The 15804-nt window shown below is 57.1% G+C and carries 13 protein-coding genes and 1 tRNA gene; 3 read left to right on the top strand and 11 right to left on the bottom strand.

What is annotated here, in order from left to right; all coding sequences use genetic code 11:
• Nucleotides 1-63: 63 nt before the first annotated feature.
• The 4 genes from J4G14_01055 to J4G14_01070 all read right to left on the bottom strand — a co-directional run bounded on the left by J4G14_01055 (nt 64) and on the right by J4G14_01070 (nt 6189).
• On the bottom strand, nt 64-2247 hold the full coding sequence (locus J4G14_01055; GenBank protein ID MCE2456390.1) for a CRTAC1 family protein: 2184 nt from the start codon (nt 2245-2247) through the stop codon (nt 64-66).
• A gap of 109 nt (nt 2248-2356) precedes the next feature.
• Entirely contained in the window at nt 2357-3265 is a 909-nt protein-coding gene (locus tag J4G14_01060) for an ABC transporter permease (protein MCE2456391.1), read from the bottom strand.
• Complete coding sequence (locus tag J4G14_01065) at nt 3258-4181, bottom strand: ABC transporter permease (GenBank protein MCE2456392.1); 924 nt, start codon at nt 4179-4181, stop codon at nt 3258-3260. The genes J4G14_01060 and J4G14_01065 overlap by 8 nt, the downstream gene beginning before the upstream one ends.
• Nucleotides 4182-4284: 103 nt before the next feature.
• Entirely contained in the window at nt 4285-6189 is a 1905-nt protein-coding gene (locus J4G14_01070; GenBank protein ID MCE2456393.1) for an ABC transporter substrate-binding protein, read from the bottom strand.
• Between the two features lie 235 nt (nt 6190-6424).
• Here J4G14_01070 and J4G14_01075 point away from each other — a divergent pair.
• From J4G14_01075 to J4G14_01085, 3 genes are all read left to right on the top strand, one after another.
• Nucleotides 6425-6500: transfer RNA gene (locus J4G14_01075), tRNA-Pro, on the top strand.
• Between the two features lie 128 nt (nt 6501-6628).
• A complete protein-coding gene (locus J4G14_01080) occupies nt 6629-7885 on the top strand; it encodes a 6-phosphofructokinase (protein MCE2456394.1) in 1257 nt (418 codons plus the stop codon).
• A gap of 18 nt (nt 7886-7903) precedes the next feature.
• On the top strand, nt 7904-8929 hold the full coding sequence (locus J4G14_01085; GenBank protein MCE2456395.1) for a fructose-bisphosphate aldolase class I: 1026 nt from the start codon (nt 7904-7906) through the stop codon (nt 8927-8929).
• 33 nt (nt 8930-8962) lie between these two features.
• On the opposite strand, the gene J4G14_01090 is transcribed toward J4G14_01085, so the two are convergent.
• The 7 genes from J4G14_01090 to infB form a co-directional block, all read right to left on the bottom strand.
• Complete coding sequence (locus J4G14_01090; GenBank protein ID MCE2456396.1) at nt 8963-9688, bottom strand: hypothetical protein; 726 nt, start codon at nt 9686-9688, stop codon at nt 8963-8965.
• The gene (locus J4G14_01095; GenBank protein MCE2456397.1) at nt 9689-10630 is read right to left on the bottom strand and encodes an ABC transporter ATP-binding protein; all 942 of its coding nucleotides are present in this window, start codon (nt 10628-10630) and stop codon (nt 9689-9691) included.
• Nucleotides 10630-11670: an ABC transporter permease subunit gene (locus tag J4G14_01100; protein ID MCE2456398.1), complete on the bottom strand. Its 1041-nt coding sequence runs from the start codon at nt 11668-11670 to the stop codon at nt 10630-10632. The genes J4G14_01095 and J4G14_01100 overlap by 1 nt, the downstream gene beginning before the upstream one ends.
• Complete coding sequence (locus J4G14_01105; protein MCE2456399.1) at nt 11667-12569, bottom strand: ABC transporter ATP-binding protein; 903 nt, start codon at nt 12567-12569, stop codon at nt 11667-11669. Before J4G14_01105 ends, J4G14_01100 begins: the two co-directional genes overlap by 4 nt.
• A gap of 68 nt (nt 12570-12637) precedes the next feature.
• The gene (truB, locus tag J4G14_01110; GenBank protein ID MCE2456400.1) at nt 12638-13549 is read right to left on the bottom strand and encodes a tRNA pseudouridine(55) synthase TruB; all 912 of its coding nucleotides are present in this window, start codon (nt 13547-13549) and stop codon (nt 12638-12640) included.
• On the bottom strand, nt 13546-13923 hold the full coding sequence (gene rbfA, locus J4G14_01115) for a 30S ribosome-binding factor RbfA (GenBank protein MCE2456401.1): 378 nt from the start codon (nt 13921-13923) through the stop codon (nt 13546-13548). The genes truB and rbfA overlap by 4 nt, the downstream gene beginning before the upstream one ends.
• Before the next feature lie 15 nt (nt 13924-13938).
• Nucleotides 13939-15786: a translation initiation factor IF-2 gene (gene infB, locus J4G14_01120; GenBank protein MCE2456402.1), complete on the bottom strand. Its 1848-nt coding sequence runs from the start codon at nt 15784-15786 to the stop codon at nt 13939-13941.
• Nucleotides 15787-15804 lie beyond the last annotated feature (18 nt).

A 15804-nucleotide genomic window follows, 5' to 3' on the forward strand; every position in this document is an offset into this window, starting at 1 on the left:
GCTATGTCAAGGTCGGCTCTGTTGAGCCGTGGGGCATGAATTGGAGGGGTGCGGCCAATTGACCTACAAGTCAGGTTCCGTTATCACCAAGACCTGATCCGCGTCGACACCTTCAAGGATCTGATCCCGACCACTTGGCCAGAGCACCCTGATTTCGTCAACCGATTCTGAGTCGCCAAGCCCGAACTCAAGCTCGATGCTGTCCATCGACAGGTAGCTGGACCCGGCGCGCACCTCCTGGACTTGCGTGTGAACTCCAGTCGTTAGGTAGACTCTCGCTCCCACCGCATCGGAGTTGCTGCCGGTGCCGTCTATACTCATTCGTCCCTTCAGATGTAGCGATATCCAGTGGTTATCCCCACCACCGTTCATCCATACAAACACGGGCCCCAGTTTTGGCTCCCATGAGCTTGTGAGACTGTCCCAAACGGGACCGCTGCTGTTCGTTCCCACGAGGTCGAGGTATCCGTCTCCGTTCAGGTCGGCATGTGCAAGCGCCTTGCCATTGAGGTGGAACCTGCTGCTGATTCTCTGGCGGTCAGGGTTGAATGAAGGATCGTCCGCGTCGAGGACCGAATAGTCCACATCCAAAATGTCTAACATCTGTGCGCGAACAGTTATGTCCTCAAAGCTCCCCTTCCCATCTCCCCTAAGCATGCGTCCTGCCGCTGGAAAGCTGCTCTTGCCCGGTGGCCCTTCAGAGCCCAGCCAGTAGACGTCCTGATCTCCATCGTTATCGTAGTCGAAGAAGGTAGCTCCGTAGCCGAAGTCGTAGGCTGACAACCCGGTCGGCTGTTCCCAATCCGGGTGTATCCTCTTACTGTCGAGTGATCTTGGGGGCATCAGCGGACTCGGTGCGACGCTGGTCTGGGGGGCCACATCCACGAATCCGCCGATGAGACCCACACCCTCCACTTGACTGGAGCCATCGTTTCTCAGCAAATAGTGGAGACACGTGCCCCAGTCAAATCGCTCTGTGTATCTACAGTCACCGCCGGGTTCCTCCTGAGGCTCAAACAGCCGCAGGTGAGAGCCAGCGTTGGTCACGAACAGGTCTAAGTCCTGATCCCCGTCGTAGTCGCCTACTGCAAAACCCATCCAATTGCCTGACTTATCAACGCCCATTGCCTCAGCCACGGGTGTGAACTTCACGTGACCTGGGGTGGAGTCGTTTCGGAAGACATAAGGGCGATGGCCGTCATTAGCGACCCACAGGTCTGGGTCCCGGTCATCATCGTGGTCGAAGAACAGCACCGCGTGCGTTCGTCCGGACGGGTCAGCTACTCGATTTCCCTGGGCATCCAGGAGGCTGGGGTCGTATCCCTCGTACTGTAGCCCGGTATCCGGGTCGGTGTAGTAAATAGGTCTACCGTCAGGGTCCCGTAGCATGATTGGACCGCCATCCACACCTGCATCCTTCGCAATCTCATCAAACGTGAGGTCGCGATTGTTTAGGTACAGCACATTGTAGTGGCCAGCATGGGATGCCTGATCAAACATAAACCAGTCTTCATCAACGGCATTTCCGACGTAGATGTCCAGCCAGCCATCGCCATTTACGTCGGCGCAGGCGGCACTCGATGCTGAGCGGAGATTTACTTCTCCACCCAACGCAGACGCCGTGATGTCCTTGAACGCTCCGTCCCCCTCGTTCACCAGCAATCGATCACCGATTACCCCCTGAAGGTGCCGCGAGTCGGTGTCTGCACCCTCTGCCGATCGGAAGTCTAGGCCATCGCCAATGATCCCCCTGGCTCCAACGTACAGGTCTTTGTACCCGTCGTTGTTCAGGTCGCACGCAATCGCTCCACTGCTGTTCTGGATGGTGAGGTCGACGCCAGCATCTCCTGAAACGTCTTTGAACGTTCCATCTCCCTGGTTGTCGTACAGGAAGTTCGAGTGATCAGCATGCTGGGTAACATAGAGGTCCTGGTCACCGTCGTTGTCATAGTCGAAAACAACGGCCGAGGGGCGATAGTTGGAGACCTCGAAGCCATCCTTTAGAGCGAGAGGAGCAACATTAGTAAAGGGCGTGATGTCTGAAGCGGCAGTAGCCTCTTCCACAGCAGCGGGCACCTGGGTATCGGGGACCGGAGTCGAAACGGCGACCTGGGGCACTGGAGTCGAGGCGACACTCGCCACGCTTGGACTCGATACCGGAACTGCAACAGGCTGAGGCGCGTCATCAGAGCATGCAAAGACGAAGATCCCAACGGCAATCGTCAGTACTGCGGTCAGGATCCTCAAGTTGCCTCCCAGAATAGCCCCAACTTCAGATGTAGGACTGGCGTCCAGAGTCAGAGTTTGGCGAGCACCTGGAGACATTGGATCTAGGAACCTTCTGCAATTCCGGCGGTCATATCTGCCGGAGCCGTGGGTCCAGCTTATCTCTCAACCAGTCGCCGAAGAAGTTCATCGAAAATACGATCAGTAGAATCGCGCATCCCGGGAAGAATGAAATCCACCAGTCAGTGGCGACGTACTGTCTCCCCTCCGACACCATGCTGCCCCACGAAGGCTGCGGAGGTGGAATGCCAACGCCGAGGAAGCTGAGCACTGACTCCGTTAGAATCAGTGAGCCTACCTGTAGAGACGATAGCACCATGACCGTGTTAACAACCCCGGGCAAAATGTGCTTGAGCGCTATTCTGAGCCCTGACGCCCCTGCGACCCTTGCCAAGGCGACGTAGTCCGTAGTCTTTAGTTGAAGAGTTTCAGCTCGTACCTGTCTTGCGAAGGGCGCCCAGGTAAACAGGGCCAGCAGTATGATCACAAGCTCCAGACTCGGGCCCCAGACCACTGAGGCCACCAGGGCCACAACGATGAATGGCAATGCGAATACGAAGTCCACAAGCCTCATCAGCGCCTCGTCTACCAAGCCTCCAAGGTAGCCTGAAACAAGTCCCACTACGGTCCCAAGGGCAGCCCCGGCTACAAGCACAACAGAGGCTACTAACAGGGATATGCGTGCACCAAATATCATTCTGCTGAGAACGTCACGCCCTATGTGGTCAGTTCCCAACAGGAACTTCGACGAGCCCTCCTCATCCCAGACAGGAGGAACTCTGACGTCAACCAAGTCCCCTTCCAGCGGATCGTGCGGGGATACGAGCTCTGCGAAAACTGCGACAAATACCAGGATCAGGACGATAGCCACAGGGATTACGGGCCAACGCCTGAACGCCTGGAACATCGTCACAAGTCGATTAGTTGAAGGTGCGAACTCGCGTGAGATGGCCCCAGCATCCGACCCGGCGCTATTCATAGCGAATTCTCGGATCGAGCACACCGTAGAGTACGTCGGCGACCAGGCTGGCAGCAAGGAACATCATACCGAACACAAGAGCCAGGCCAGTTACCAGCGGGAAGTCCGTGTTGAGAGCCGCATTTACTGCAAGCCTTCCAATGCCCGGCCAGGCAAACACGGTCTCCACAACCACAGTGCCGGTCATGAAACCGGCGAGGAGTATCATGGCGTATGTGACGGGTGCGATCAGAGCGTTCCTGAACGCATGTTTCCACACGATTGTGCCAAAGCTTACACCTTTCGCTCTCGCCAACTTGACGAACTCGCTGTCAAGTACCTCAAGCATCGACGACCTGGTAAGACGAAGAAGTCCAGCGGCCGGCAGCCAGCCCAGTGTCGCAACAGGGAGGACGTAGTGTTGCCAGTCGCCCCGTCGAGAAGTGGGGAGCCAGTCCAGTTGAACGCTGAATATGATAACCAGCACGATTGCTATCCAGAACGGCGGGACCGACTGTCCAAGCAGAGCGAAACTGCGTCCGGCATAGTCCCAGGCCGTGCTTCGCTTGACTGCAGAAAGTACACCTAGCGGGATCCCCAGGACCATAGCTGTCATAAAGGAAATTCCCGATAGTTGCAGTGTCGCCGGCAGAGACTCAAGAATCATGTCGAGCGAATTCCGCTGGTAGTACACGGAGGTCCCAAAGTCTCCGCGTACCGCCTTGGCGACCCAGATTATGTACTGAACAACCAGGGGCTTATCCAGGCCCATCGCCTTCCCCTGGGCCTCCCAAGCCTCGGAAGTGGTCCTGGTGTACTGCGTCATGTACAGGTACCGCGGGTCTCCCGTGGCATGGGACAACGAAAATACAAGTATGGTCAGTCCAAACAGAACGACCACTATCGCGGCAAATTTTCGAAGGATTAATCTTCGCATAGTCGGGTGCCGTAGGCTCCCCTCAGCTATTGGCAGTCAGGCAGCGACCAAGGGAGAGGCCGCTGCCTGAAGTCTGTGTCAATTCTATCGCTGAGGCCGAAGCCTACTTGTCGATGACTACCGTAGCGGGATTATTGAAGCTGCTTCCCCAGTAAGGGTGCCACTCCTTGATCGTCGGCAGTTTCACCCAGAAACTCTTGACCGTCACTACCCCGGCATTTATATGCCAATACGACATATAGTTCTGGAAGTGGATGCTGTTCTCGATCCTCTTCTCCAGATTTGGCTCAATGTCGTTCTCGTAGTTCACATCGCAGATTACCGCCGGCAGCTCAGCGCCACCTAGGTGTCCTGGAGTAGGACAGAAGAACGGAGCCTTGGTCCCTCCTGGAGGCATGCCCCAGCCGTGCAACCACGGAACGTCCATTTCTTTCGTGACTGTCTCAGGTCTTCTGGAGGCGTAAGGTGATTTGTCCACCGTGACATCCAGGTTGAGGTTCTCTCGCCACATCTCGCCCACGGCATCCGCCACTTCTGGGTCCCATGTGTTTGGAACGCTTTCCGTAGCCCAGAAGACGACCGGGAAGCCATTAGGGAATCCGGCCTCTGCGAGGTATTCCTTTGCCATGGCAGGATCGAATGGGACTGTCCAATCTTCCTGGAAGTTCTCATCCCCTGGTGGGAACTGCGTGTGCATAGCCGTGTACGCTACATCACTGAAGCCGTCCATAACGTTGTCAACGATAGCCTGGCGGTCGATGGCCATAGACATTGCCCAGCGAACTTTCCTGGGCCCTTCCATTTCAGGGCAGACTGAGCCCGCAGGCGGAGGCAAGGCCGAGAACAGCGCATCATAGTCGCAGCCCTCGCCATACGGGTTACCAATCCAGGGATGCTCTTCGTCGGGAAGGAATCCAGGCCTCGGATTGGCAATCAGGTCAGGTTCTTCACATTCAGGGCATACCTTTGCCCAATAGTTGCCCGAGAAGTAGATCGTATTCGGGTTGGGCAAGCCCATGGGCACCGCAATACCGCTGGTGTCATCGACTATCCCGGCTACTTTCTTCACTGAGATCTTCGTGATGTCAACTTCGCCGGTGCGGATCGCGGCTTCACGAGTCGCATCTTCCGGCATCTCGTATATGTTCAATGTCTTGACGTTGGGGACTATCCGCCAGTGGTCGACGAGCGCCTCTGCCTGAATCTCGTCGTTCCCAACCCACCGGTTGGCCTTAAACGGGCCTGTCCCAATCGGAGTCGTAATAAAGTCAGCCTCACCCATTTCCTCGAAGCAGTGCTTGCAGGTGATTCCGAACGTGGAGTCCCAGCCAAGTCCACCGTGGAGAACGCCCCAGGTCGGGCTGAATTCGCCAGGAACGACATTCATCTGCGCGGTGAACTCGTCTATGACTTCCCAACCTGCTCTGTGTCCAGGCGAGAGCTGCTCGCCTGCATTGCTGACCGAACCCGTCTTGAAAGCGTTGTTGAAAGTGAAAACGACGTCCTCAGCCTTTAGTTCGCCCCAGTCGTCGTGCCACATGATTCCGCGTCGAATGGTCAGCGTTGCGCTGTTCATATCGTCAGCGATCGTCCATGACTCGGCAATCTCCGGCTCATGAATCTCCTGTGAAGGGATCGTTCCCGGCTCAGTGAACTGGGCCCTGAAGATTCCCTCAAAGATCTGGAAGTCCGTACCGGGTCCGCCAACGGTTCCGTTTGCGTCTTTCTCTTGTAGCTGCACCAGTGGGTGCAGTAGCGGGACACCGACGTAGAGTTCACCCTTCGGTTCCTTGTCCATGGCCTGTGGCGGAGCCGGAGCAGGCACTGCCGTGGCAGCAGGAGCGGGAGCCGCAGGTGCCGAGGTCGGAGCCGGCGCGGCAGGGGCCGCTGGGGCCGCCGGTTCGGCCTCTTCTTCGCTGCTACAGGCGATCACCATCAGAACGGCGATTGCGCCGAGAACCAGTACACACAGAGGCACTGAAAATGCCCTGCGTCTGAAGTAACCCATTAAAGCCTCCCAAAGGTGCTATGTGTCGCTCGAATCCGTATGGTCGAATTCCCGCTCTATGAGGGTGAGCAGACAACTACAGCGGAACTTAAATAGTGTCCGCATTGGGTGCAAAAATACGTCGGCACTGGATATATGTCAAGTTTCCGCACTGGCTCTCTACCGGAGCACGTTTACGTTCCCTTATTGCCCGCAAAACAGTCTAATCGTTACAATGTGGAGCGTTGGCGGTAGTCGGGGCGTAGCGCAGTCGGTAGCGCGCCACGTTCGGGACGTGGAGGTCGCTGGTTCAAGTCCAGTCGCCCCGACCAGGCGGGTCCGGTCATCTTGAGCCCGCGCTCTGCTTCGGGTCGCACTGTCATCGGAATGGCCGGTGCCAGTGGATTATCTCGGGGAGACGATCTACTTGAACGGCGATGACGGCCGCGTCGGCATCCTGATGGGTGGCGGCCCAGCTCCGGGCATCAATAGCGCAATCAGCGCCGCTACCATAGAGGCGGTCAACCAGGGTTACGAGGTAGTCGGTATACTGGACGGCTTCTCTCACCTGATGGAGGGCCGCACCGACATGGTAGTTCCTCTCAGTATCGTCGATGTCGCTCAGATCCATCATCGCGGTGGCTCGATAATCCGCACTTCCCGTGCCAACCCTACACGCAGACCCGAACACCTCGAAAACACCGTGAGCGCTCTTCAGCGTCTGGGAGTCTCCTACCTGGTTACCATTGGAGGCGACGACACCGCCTTCAGCGCGTCAGAGGTCTCCAGTCATGCTGGCAACCGCATCAGAGTTGCCCACATTCCTAAGACAATCGATAACGACCTGCCGCTGCCCGGTAACATGCCTACCTTCGGCTACGAGACGGCCCGACATCTGGGAACTGAGATCGTCCGTAACCTGATTGAAGATTTCAGGACCACCAACCGGTGGTATCTCGTGACCGCAATGGGACGCGCCGCCGGCCACCTCGCGCTCGGCATCGGCAAGGCGGCTGCCGCCACGCTAACCATAATTCCGGAGGAGTTCCCCGGAGACCGCATCAGACTGAGCCAGGTGTGCGACATCCTGGAGACAGCCATCTTCAAGCGTAGGGTCATGGGGAAGAGCCGGGGGCTCGCGGTGATTGCAGAGGGCGTGGCCGAGAGATTCGATCCTGAAGAGTTGGCGAGCATTCCAGGTGTGGAAGTATCCAGAGATCAGCACGGCCACCTGAGGCTTGGCGACATCCAGTTGGAAAAGGCGCTCCGACGGGAGATTCAGACGCGATTCGCTGTACGCGGGGAGAACCTCCAGATTGTGGACAGCAATGTTGGATACGAACTGAGATCGTACCCACCTATTCCGTTTGACATCGACTACACTCGCAGCCTTGGCTATGGTGCCGCAAGATTCCTGCTCGGTAGTGCAGAACAGTCTCCCGATACTACTGGAGGACTGATCTGCCAGGTAAACGGGAAGATTGAAGTCCTCCCATTCAGCCAGCTCAGGGACCCATCCACCGGACGAACGAAGGTGCGGACTGTAGACATTCACGGCGATGGCTACCGGATAGCACGCAAGTACATGATCAGGTTGGAAAAGTCAGACCTGAAGGATCCCAACATGTGTCGCAAACTGGCCGATCAGGTAGGCATGACGCCCGACGCCTTCGTCCAGAGGTATGGCGGTGTGGTAGAGTTGGCCGGCGCCAATTAGTTTCACAGGATATGAGGGATGACCGCTGAAACGCTAGTCCGGACCGCCCAGACGCTTGTTGCCCCTGGAAAGGGAATTCTCGCTGCTGACGAGAGTACACGCACCATAGGCTCCAGATTTGTCCAGCTTGGCATAGAGAACACCGAGGTCAACCGTAGAGACTATCGTGAGATGCTCTTTACAACTGTGGGTATCGACGATCATATCAGTGGTGTGATTCTCTACGATGAAACACTTCGGCAGAATGGCGCGAGCGGTACATCCATCGTTGAGATGCTCTCGCGACGAGGAATACTGGCAGGCATAAAGGTCGATACCGGTGCCAAGGATCTTGCAAATGCACCGAAGGAAATGGTCACCGAAGGGCTCGACGGGCTTCGTGACCGGCTCAGTGAGTACAGGGAAGTAGGCGCGAGATTCACCAAGTGGCGGGCAGTCATCAATGTCGGCCCTACAATCCCCACCGACTACTGCATAGAGGTCAACGCGCATGCGCTTGCCAGATATGCTGCCCTGGCGCAGGAGGCTGGCCTTGTGCCGATAGTCGAGCCGGAGGTCATGATGGCCGGCACTCACGACATTGACCGGTGCCAGGAAGTGACAGAGTTAGCCCTTCAACGCACGTACGCCCATCTGCTGTCGCAGCGTGTGCTACTAGAGGGCACGCTCCTGAAGCCGAATATGGTGGTGTCCGGCAAAGATTCATCAAACAGGGCTGGCGTCCAGGAGGTCGCACTCAGGACCGTTGAGACCCTGATGAGGTCCGTACCGGCTGCCGTACCTGGAATCATGTTCCTGTCCGGCGGGCAGGGAGATGAGGAAGCCACCAGTAACCTTAACGCTATCGTGCTCAGAGGCCGAGAAGTGGGTGTTCCGTGGGAGCTTAGCTTCTCGTTTGCACGGGGCCTTCATTCAGCCTCCTTGCGAGAGTGGGCTGGCGATGTCGCGAATGTCGTGAAGGCCCAGACAACTTTCCAGACACGGGCGCGCCTCACTGCCGCCGCCCGGCGGGGAGAACTGTCCGCTCAGTCGGTCGCATCCTAGTACCAGACTGAAGCAATTACCGCGGGACCGTCTCTAGGGGACGTCCATTGTCCTGAGCCGCCATACTGTCAGCAGCCAGAAGGCAACGGCCACCAACGCAGCTCCAATGAGCGCCACCGGCATGTCGATAGTCTGCTCTGCCACCGCCTCAAGTGCACTGTCGCTAAGCCCATACATGACAGAGAGGGCGTAGGCGCTCACACTCAGGTACTTCACCCCAGGGACCAAGGCACTGATGACACCCTCCCACAGGAAGACGTAGACAATCGCAAAGGCTAGTGCTCTCGTTGTTATGAGTCCTGCCCAAGTGAAGACTGCTGCGTAGGCTGCGGCTCCGACAATTGTACCCGCACACACGGCGGCTACCGTGGTCACATCGCCATCCATGCCGACGTAGATAGTGACAGCGGCGCTCACTACTACCAGCGGCGCTCCGATCAGAACCGGCGCAGCCAATTTGGAGAGCGCGATCTTCCACCTCGCCGCGGGTGTCATGATGATGAAACTCAGAGTCCTGTCCTCTAGGTCGTTTCCGAAGACGGTGGTGGAGAACGAGATCATCACGATCGGAAGTACGACACCGACAATCAGGGCGTTTACTATGGCATTTACGAAATCCCCAGGATCCCCGTCCCCATCGGAGGCCGTGAGACGCAGCAGCACCGTCAATGCAACTGGGAGCAGCACGAGCAGTAGGACGATAAGTAGACGCCGAACCCCGGTTATCTGCCTGAGGGACAGCCCAAAAACGGGTCCCATCTAACGTTCCACCATGTACTCGAAGAGGCTCTCCAGCGACTCGTCCAGCGGCTCTACTCTCGTCAGGCGAATGCCTCTCTCCTGGGCTAGCTTGGGAATAGAAGTCTGAAGAGCCGCCACGTTACGACTGTGGACAATAAGAGAACGGTCGTCGGAAAAGGCAACAGAGTCCACGGTGTTCATGCCAATGATCGCAGAGGCCATCTCGTTGGGACGATCGACTACTACTCGGAGCTGGTACGCGTGTTCATCCAACCTCGCCCTGATCGCGCGAAAGTCTCCCGATGCCGCGAGCTTTCCGCTGAGCATGAGTAGGATCCTTCCAGCGAGAGTCTCTACTTCCTCTAGGATGTGGGACGAGATCAGAATGGTCTTGCCATCAGATGCCAGTCGTTCCATGGAGTCCTGGAACTCGATGCGCTGACGCGGGTCCGTGCCATTGAGTGGCTCATCCAGGATGATCACTTCCGGGTCGTGGACCAGCGCGGCCGCCAGCCGCATTCGCTGTCTCATGCCCCTGGAGTAGCCGCCCATAGACCTGTTCTGGACGTCCTGAAGTCCGACCATCTCCACTGCTCTATCGACGGCATTTGATACGTCGGCTACCTCGTGAAGCTTGGCCGATGTTTCAACGAACTGGCGACCGGTCAGAAAAGGATAGATTGACTCGTGCTCGGGCATGAACCCTACGCGCCGATAGAGTCCCGGGTTGTCCCTTACCGGCTGATCCAGGACGTTGACAGCACCTCTCGAACATGCGCTCAGGCCAGCGACCAAGTACAGAAGTGTCGTTTTTCCCGCTCCGTTCGGTCCGAGCAACCCAGTGATGCCGGGATATACCTCTAGAGAGACATCGTTCACGGCAACAACATTGCCATACCACTTCGACACTTCAGATACCTCAATTGAGGCCCTGAGTGAATTCAGCGCTCCTTCTTGCATCAAGTCACTAGCCTTCTATAGCGGCTCCACAGAACTGCTGCCGGGACCGAGACTATGACGATCCACCACACCACCGCTACAGAGGGCGGCAACGGGATTAGTTCTGTCTCAGGAGTTAACTCCTCTTCATACTCGCCAAAAATCAGGTCACTAATCTGCAGCGGAATGCCTCCAAAGTCGAGCAGTCGTGCCCACCTTCCCACGATTCCGAGCTCGGGTTCGCAACCAGTGTTTGAATTGTCGAGTCCTGCGAGGCCGCCGCTCCCAAACGTCACGGCAAGGCTAGCCCCAGACGTGGAATCAGAGTTCGCCTGCCGGCCCGATGTGCTCTGTTCCACATCGGGTGAAGTTACACAGTCGATCTCACTAAGCGCAGCTACCACAACCGTGGTAACCACGAACAGACCTATCACCGCCAGCGAAGCGTAGGCTCGCCTCGTTGTAAGTGACGCAGCCGCGAGAGGTATAGTCGTGGTCACAGCAGCGATAGCCAGTCCAGCCAGTAGGAATCTCGGAACGTGCGCCCAGTTCTCTCGAACATATGCAAAGGGCTCTTCTGAACCCATTGCCAGCCCGGTGAGGAGCACCACCTGTCCTGCGTATATGAAAACGAGGCTGACCGCAAAGAAAGACAGCCATCTGCTTGCCACATAGTCATTCGACGACAGCGGACGCACCAGGTACAGGTTAATCACGCCACTCTTACGGTCTGAACAGAGGAGTTCAGGGGCGATGATTGCAGCAAAAATCAGTAGAATCGGCGAGACAATCGCATAGTAGTCCTGAGGTCCAGGGAGGTCCAGCACATCGGCAAACACCTCTCCCAGCAGTCCTGCCATGATGGACAGAATCGCAGCCGGGGCCATGACCGCCACGAGGAAGAGCACTGGCAAGACCTTGGCCCACGCGCCTCGGCCTAGTCCAAAACAAGTCCGAACGCCGTTCACGAAGAGTGCTCTGCGCGCCCGAGTTCTTCCTTCTCTGGGACCGTCATAGTGGCGATATCCGAGGTCGAAAACCTGGCCCTCGGGAGTACTCATTCCGACCCATCTCTGAATATGTCGGACAGACGGCGGCGGCGCGGACCCAGTCTCCTGAGCCTCGATCCTGCTTCTACAAGGGCATCCCTGATCTGATCGTATTCGGAATCACCCACGCCCTCCACAGCAACGGAGACACCGTCCACAGACGCTTCCAGTCCACGTGCCGACAGCGTTGCAATAAGCGATTGCACATCGTCGTAAACGTCAATGTAGACAGTCTCTGACTCTGCGGTGAATCCAGAGACATCGCCAGCCGCAGTGACTTCCCCGCCCTCCAGCACGATGATGCGGTCGCACGTTGTCTCGACATCTCCCATGAGGTGAGTGGAGAGCATGATGCTGATTCCGAATTCCTTGCCAGTCCGCCGGATCAGCGCCAGCATCTCCTCACGTCCCACGGGGTCCAGTCCAGCCGTTGGTTCATCCAGAAAGACCATCTCGGGATCATGTACAAGAGCCTGCGCGAGCTTAACTCTCTGCTTCATGCCAGTGGAGTATTCCCCCATGGAACGGTACCGCTCTTCGTCGAGACCAACGTGTCTGAGGATGTCTGCAGTCCGGCTGCGCGCGGCACCAGTCGGGAGTCCACTGATCTGCGCCATATGTGCCAGGAACTCGGTGGCTGTCAGCGGCAATGGAAGACATTCATGCTCTGGCATGTATCCAAGGTGGGTACGCGCCATTACATTCTCGTAAGGCTTCTCCCCCATGACGGTTGCAGAACCCGACGTCGGGATAAGCAGGCCGAGGAATAGCTTCATGGCCGTACTCTTGCCCGCTCCGTTCGGACCAAGAAGCCCAGTGATGCCACTTTCAACGGTGAAGTTCACACTGTCGAGGGCAAGTGTTGAACCGTAGCGCTTGGTGAGGTCAGTGGCTTCGAGTAGGGGCGGCATGGAGTGAGTATATTGGCGTCTTCCGAATAGAAACAAGGCCGATATGACAGCCTAGCTAATCGGAGACTTTAACTGTTGAACACCTTGTCGGGCCGCCACTGTCGAAGCTTGGCGTCGAATCGCATTATGGCAACGAAGGCGCCGTCCGTACCGTAGGCTCTGATGCGCCCTGAGCCCGGTTCAGTTGAAGGCCCAACGCCTGGGGGTAGTGCTCTGCCATTGCGTATTGCAGACTGGTGTTGTTGGCCGACGATTATTGCCGGCATCGACTCGAGGACACTATCCGGGCCAATCAGCCAATCAGCCGTACGACCGGACTCTATCTCCCGCTGAGCATCCTCTAGTGAGACTGCATCGTCAATGTGAAAAGGCCCCGTCCTGCGGCGGACCAGCGACTTCATGTGACCTCCACATCCGAGCGCGTTCCCGAGATCGTGGGCGAGTGAACGAACGTAGAACCCCTTTCCACACACGATGTTCACCGTGGCAACTGGAGGGACCCACTCCGTAAGATAGATTTCGTGGACGACTACTGGCCTGGAGTCAAGCTCGACCTTGACACCTTCCCTGGCGAGATCATAGAGTCGCCTGCCCTGCCTCTTCAGCGCGCTGTACATGGGTGGGACCTGGGCGATCTCACCCTGGAAGTCTTCAAGTGCCGACTCTATCGCCTGGCGTGTGACGTGGGAGGCATCTCGATCAGCGGCAATGTCGCCCATCGCGTCATAGGTGTCCGTGGTCACTCCCATGTGAATACCACACGTGTACTCTTTCGAGCTGTCGAGCAGAAACTCCATGACTCGCGTTGCCTGTCCAATGCAAACAGGTATAACCCCCGTGGCTATTGGATCGAGGGTCCCGCCATGTCCGACGCCCTTCTTGACACCCAGGGCACGCTTGACGCGCCGAACGACCTCCATCGAGGTCATTCCATAGGGTTTGTCTACGTTGAGGATGCCCGAAGGCGGCCTGTCCGTCATATGGGCTGGGCTGAGTCCGATTCGGGAGGGATCTGGTCAGTAAGGCTATCGAGGAGGCGAAGCATTTCATTCCCCTCGTCGAGAGTTTCGTCTAGGACAAACCTGAGCAGAGGGACGTTGCGGGTCTCCAGCCTGCCCCTGAGCTGCCGTCGGATGAAACCGGAGGCATCTTCCAGGCCTGCGATAGCGTCCTCTTTCTCGCGCAGGTTACCGTAGACGCTCACGTACACCTTAGCGTGCTGAATATCGGCTGACGTGTCCACACGGGTAACGCTCATCTCAACGGCGACCCGAGGGTCTCTGACCTCGTTCCGGATCAGTTCGCTGAGATCACGTCGAATCAGGGAGTTTAGACGCTCGATTCTCCTGGACATGGACCGTAGCTGGCCTTATCTCACCTGCTCGGAGCGATACGCCTCTATGACGTCGTCGATCTCCCAGCCATTGAAGCGATCTAAGGTGACTCCACCCTCGAATCCGGTCGCTACCTCACGTACGTCATCCTGGAAGTGGCGCAAGCTCGAGATGGGGCCTTCAGCGATTAGATCACCGTTGCGTAGGACCCGCAACTTGGCACCACGAGCTATTCTGCCGTCATTGACGTAAATGCCGCCGACCTTGATGGACCTCCCGAGTGTAAAGACTGCTCTGACAGTTGCCCTGCCCTCGAGCACGTCCCTGTACACTGGCTCAAGCATTCCAGTAAGCGCCAGAGCGATATCTTCGGTCATGTGGTAGATGACGTCGTAGTTGCGTATCTCCACGCCCTCCTGGTTGGCAAGCGCCTGGGCACCCTGTTCCGGTGGGCTGTTAAAGCCAATGATGATCGCCTGGGACGCTACCGCGAGCAGTATGTCGCTTTCGGTGATTCCGCCGCTGGCGATGTGAACAATATTGACGCGCGTTTCGTCCGTGTTCAGGCGCTCCAATGCTCCCCTTACGGGCTCGACTGTGCCCTGGACGTCTGTCTTTAAAATCAGGTTGAGCGCCTTGACCTCGCCCAACTGGATGCGTGTGTGAACGTCATCCAGCGTAGGTCCTGACTGGCGTTCCCTTCGCATGTCCCGTTCGTACTCGGTTACCAGCTGCCGTGCCTCACGCTCGTCCTCGGCAACTTCAAAGAGTTCACCAGCTTCAGGAAGATCACTAAGGCCCAGAATCTCAACGGGGGTTGAAGGTCCAGCGGACTCGATTCGTTCGCCATTGGGGTCGAACATTGCCCTGACCTTGCCCCTGATTCCTCCGATGACGATATTGTCGCCAACCTCGAGAGTACCGGTCTGTATGAGAAGCGTGGCTACGCTGCCCCTGCTCTTGTCACGACGTGCGTCGACTACGACTCCCAGTGCATACCTTTCAGGATTGGCCTGAAATTCACTTACCTCTGAGAGTACAACCAGGTTGTCTACGAGGTCATCGACGCCTTCACCTTGCAGTGCCGACATCGGCACCGAAATAATGTCGCCCCCCCACTCCTCGATCAGCAGGTTCTGTTCAGCAAGCTGTCTCTTTACGCGTTCAGTGTCGGCATTGGGTAGATCGACCTTATTTATGGCCACGACAATAGGAACATCGGCTGCCCTGGCGTGGTCGATGGCCTCGATTGTCTGGGGCATGATGCCATCGTCGGCAGCAACGATCAGTACTGCAATGTCCGTGACCTGTGCGCCTCGGGCCCGCATCGCAGTAAATGCCTCATGCCCTGGTGTGTCTATGAAGGTGACCGTGGTCCCGTTGCGATCGATCTGATACGCGCCTATGTGCTGGGTTATTCCCCCTGCCTCCCCCTCCACCACGTTGGCGTTTCTGATTTTGTCCAGGAGAGTAGTCTTACCGTGGTCGACGTGACCCAGAATTGTAATCACTGGTGGTCTTGGGCGTAGCGCCTCCTGGTCCTCTTCCTCATCCGGAGAGATGACCAGAGAAGTAGAGCCGCTATCCACCTGGGACTCGGCATCAAGGGGAAGCACTCCAAATCCAAAGGCTGGGGCTACCAGGGATGCAATATCGTGCTCGATCACGTCGTTAATCGTGAACATATAGCCGTTGCGCATCAACTCTTTGATGACCTCAACGGCACCTACCTCCATCACGGAGGACAGGTCAGCAACGGTGACCGCAGCCGGGATGTCCAGAGGCTCGAGTCCCTGAAGCCTGATGGCCGTGGAGATCTCTTCGAGACTGTGTTCTCGAACTGCTGATCCCTGCTGGTTAGACTGTGCCTGTTCGGTTGTCATAGTGCCCCGTCCACCTAC

This window comes from Dehalococcoidia bacterium (assembly GCA_021295915.1).
GTDB lineage: Bacteria > Chloroflexota > Dehalococcoidia > Lucifugimonadales > UBA1123 > VXRN01.

Excerpts from the sequence above, each read along its gene's own strand:
- J4G14_01060 (MCE2456391.1), bottom strand. The coding sequence starts at position 3,265 with ATGAATAGCGCCGGGTCGGATGCTGGGGCCATCTCACGCGAGTTCGCA.
- J4G14_01065 (MCE2456392.1), bottom strand. The coding sequence starts at position 4,181 with ATGCGAAGATTAATCCTTCGAAAATTTGCCGCGATAGTGGTCGTTCTG.
- J4G14_01070 (MCE2456393.1), bottom strand. The coding sequence starts at position 6,189 with ATGGGTTACTTCAGACGCAGGGCATTTTCAGTGCCTCTGTGTGTACTG.
- J4G14_01080 (MCE2456394.1), top strand. The coding sequence starts at position 6,629 with ATGGGTGGCGGCCCAGCTCCGGGCATCAATAGCGCAATCAGCGCCGCT.
- J4G14_01085 (MCE2456395.1), top strand. The coding sequence starts at position 7,904 with ATGACCGCTGAAACGCTAGTCCGGACCGCCCAGACGCTTGTTGCCCCT.
- J4G14_01090 (MCE2456396.1), bottom strand. The coding sequence starts at position 9,688 with ATGGGACCCGTTTTTGGGCTGTCCCTCAGGCAGATAACCGGGGTTCGG.
- J4G14_01095 (MCE2456397.1), bottom strand. The coding sequence starts at position 10,630 with ATGCAAGAAGGAGCGCTGAATTCACTCAGGGCCTCAATTGAGGTATCT.
- J4G14_01100 (MCE2456398.1), bottom strand. The coding sequence starts at position 11,670 with ATGAGTACTCCCGAGGGCCAGGTTTTCGACCTCGGATATCGCCACTAT.
- J4G14_01105 (MCE2456399.1), bottom strand. The coding sequence starts at position 12,569 with ATGCCGCCCCTACTCGAAGCCACTGACCTCACCAAGCGCTACGGTTCA.
- truB (MCE2456400.1), bottom strand. The coding sequence starts at position 13,549 with ATGACGGACAGGCCGCCTTCGGGCATCCTCAACGTAGACAAACCCTAT.
- rbfA (MCE2456401.1), bottom strand. The coding sequence starts at position 13,923 with ATGTCCAGGAGAATCGAGCGTCTAAACTCCCTGATTCGACGTGATCTC.
- infB (MCE2456402.1), bottom strand. The coding sequence starts at position 15,786 with ATGACAACCGAACAGGCACAGTCTAACCAGCAGGGATCAGCAGTTCGA.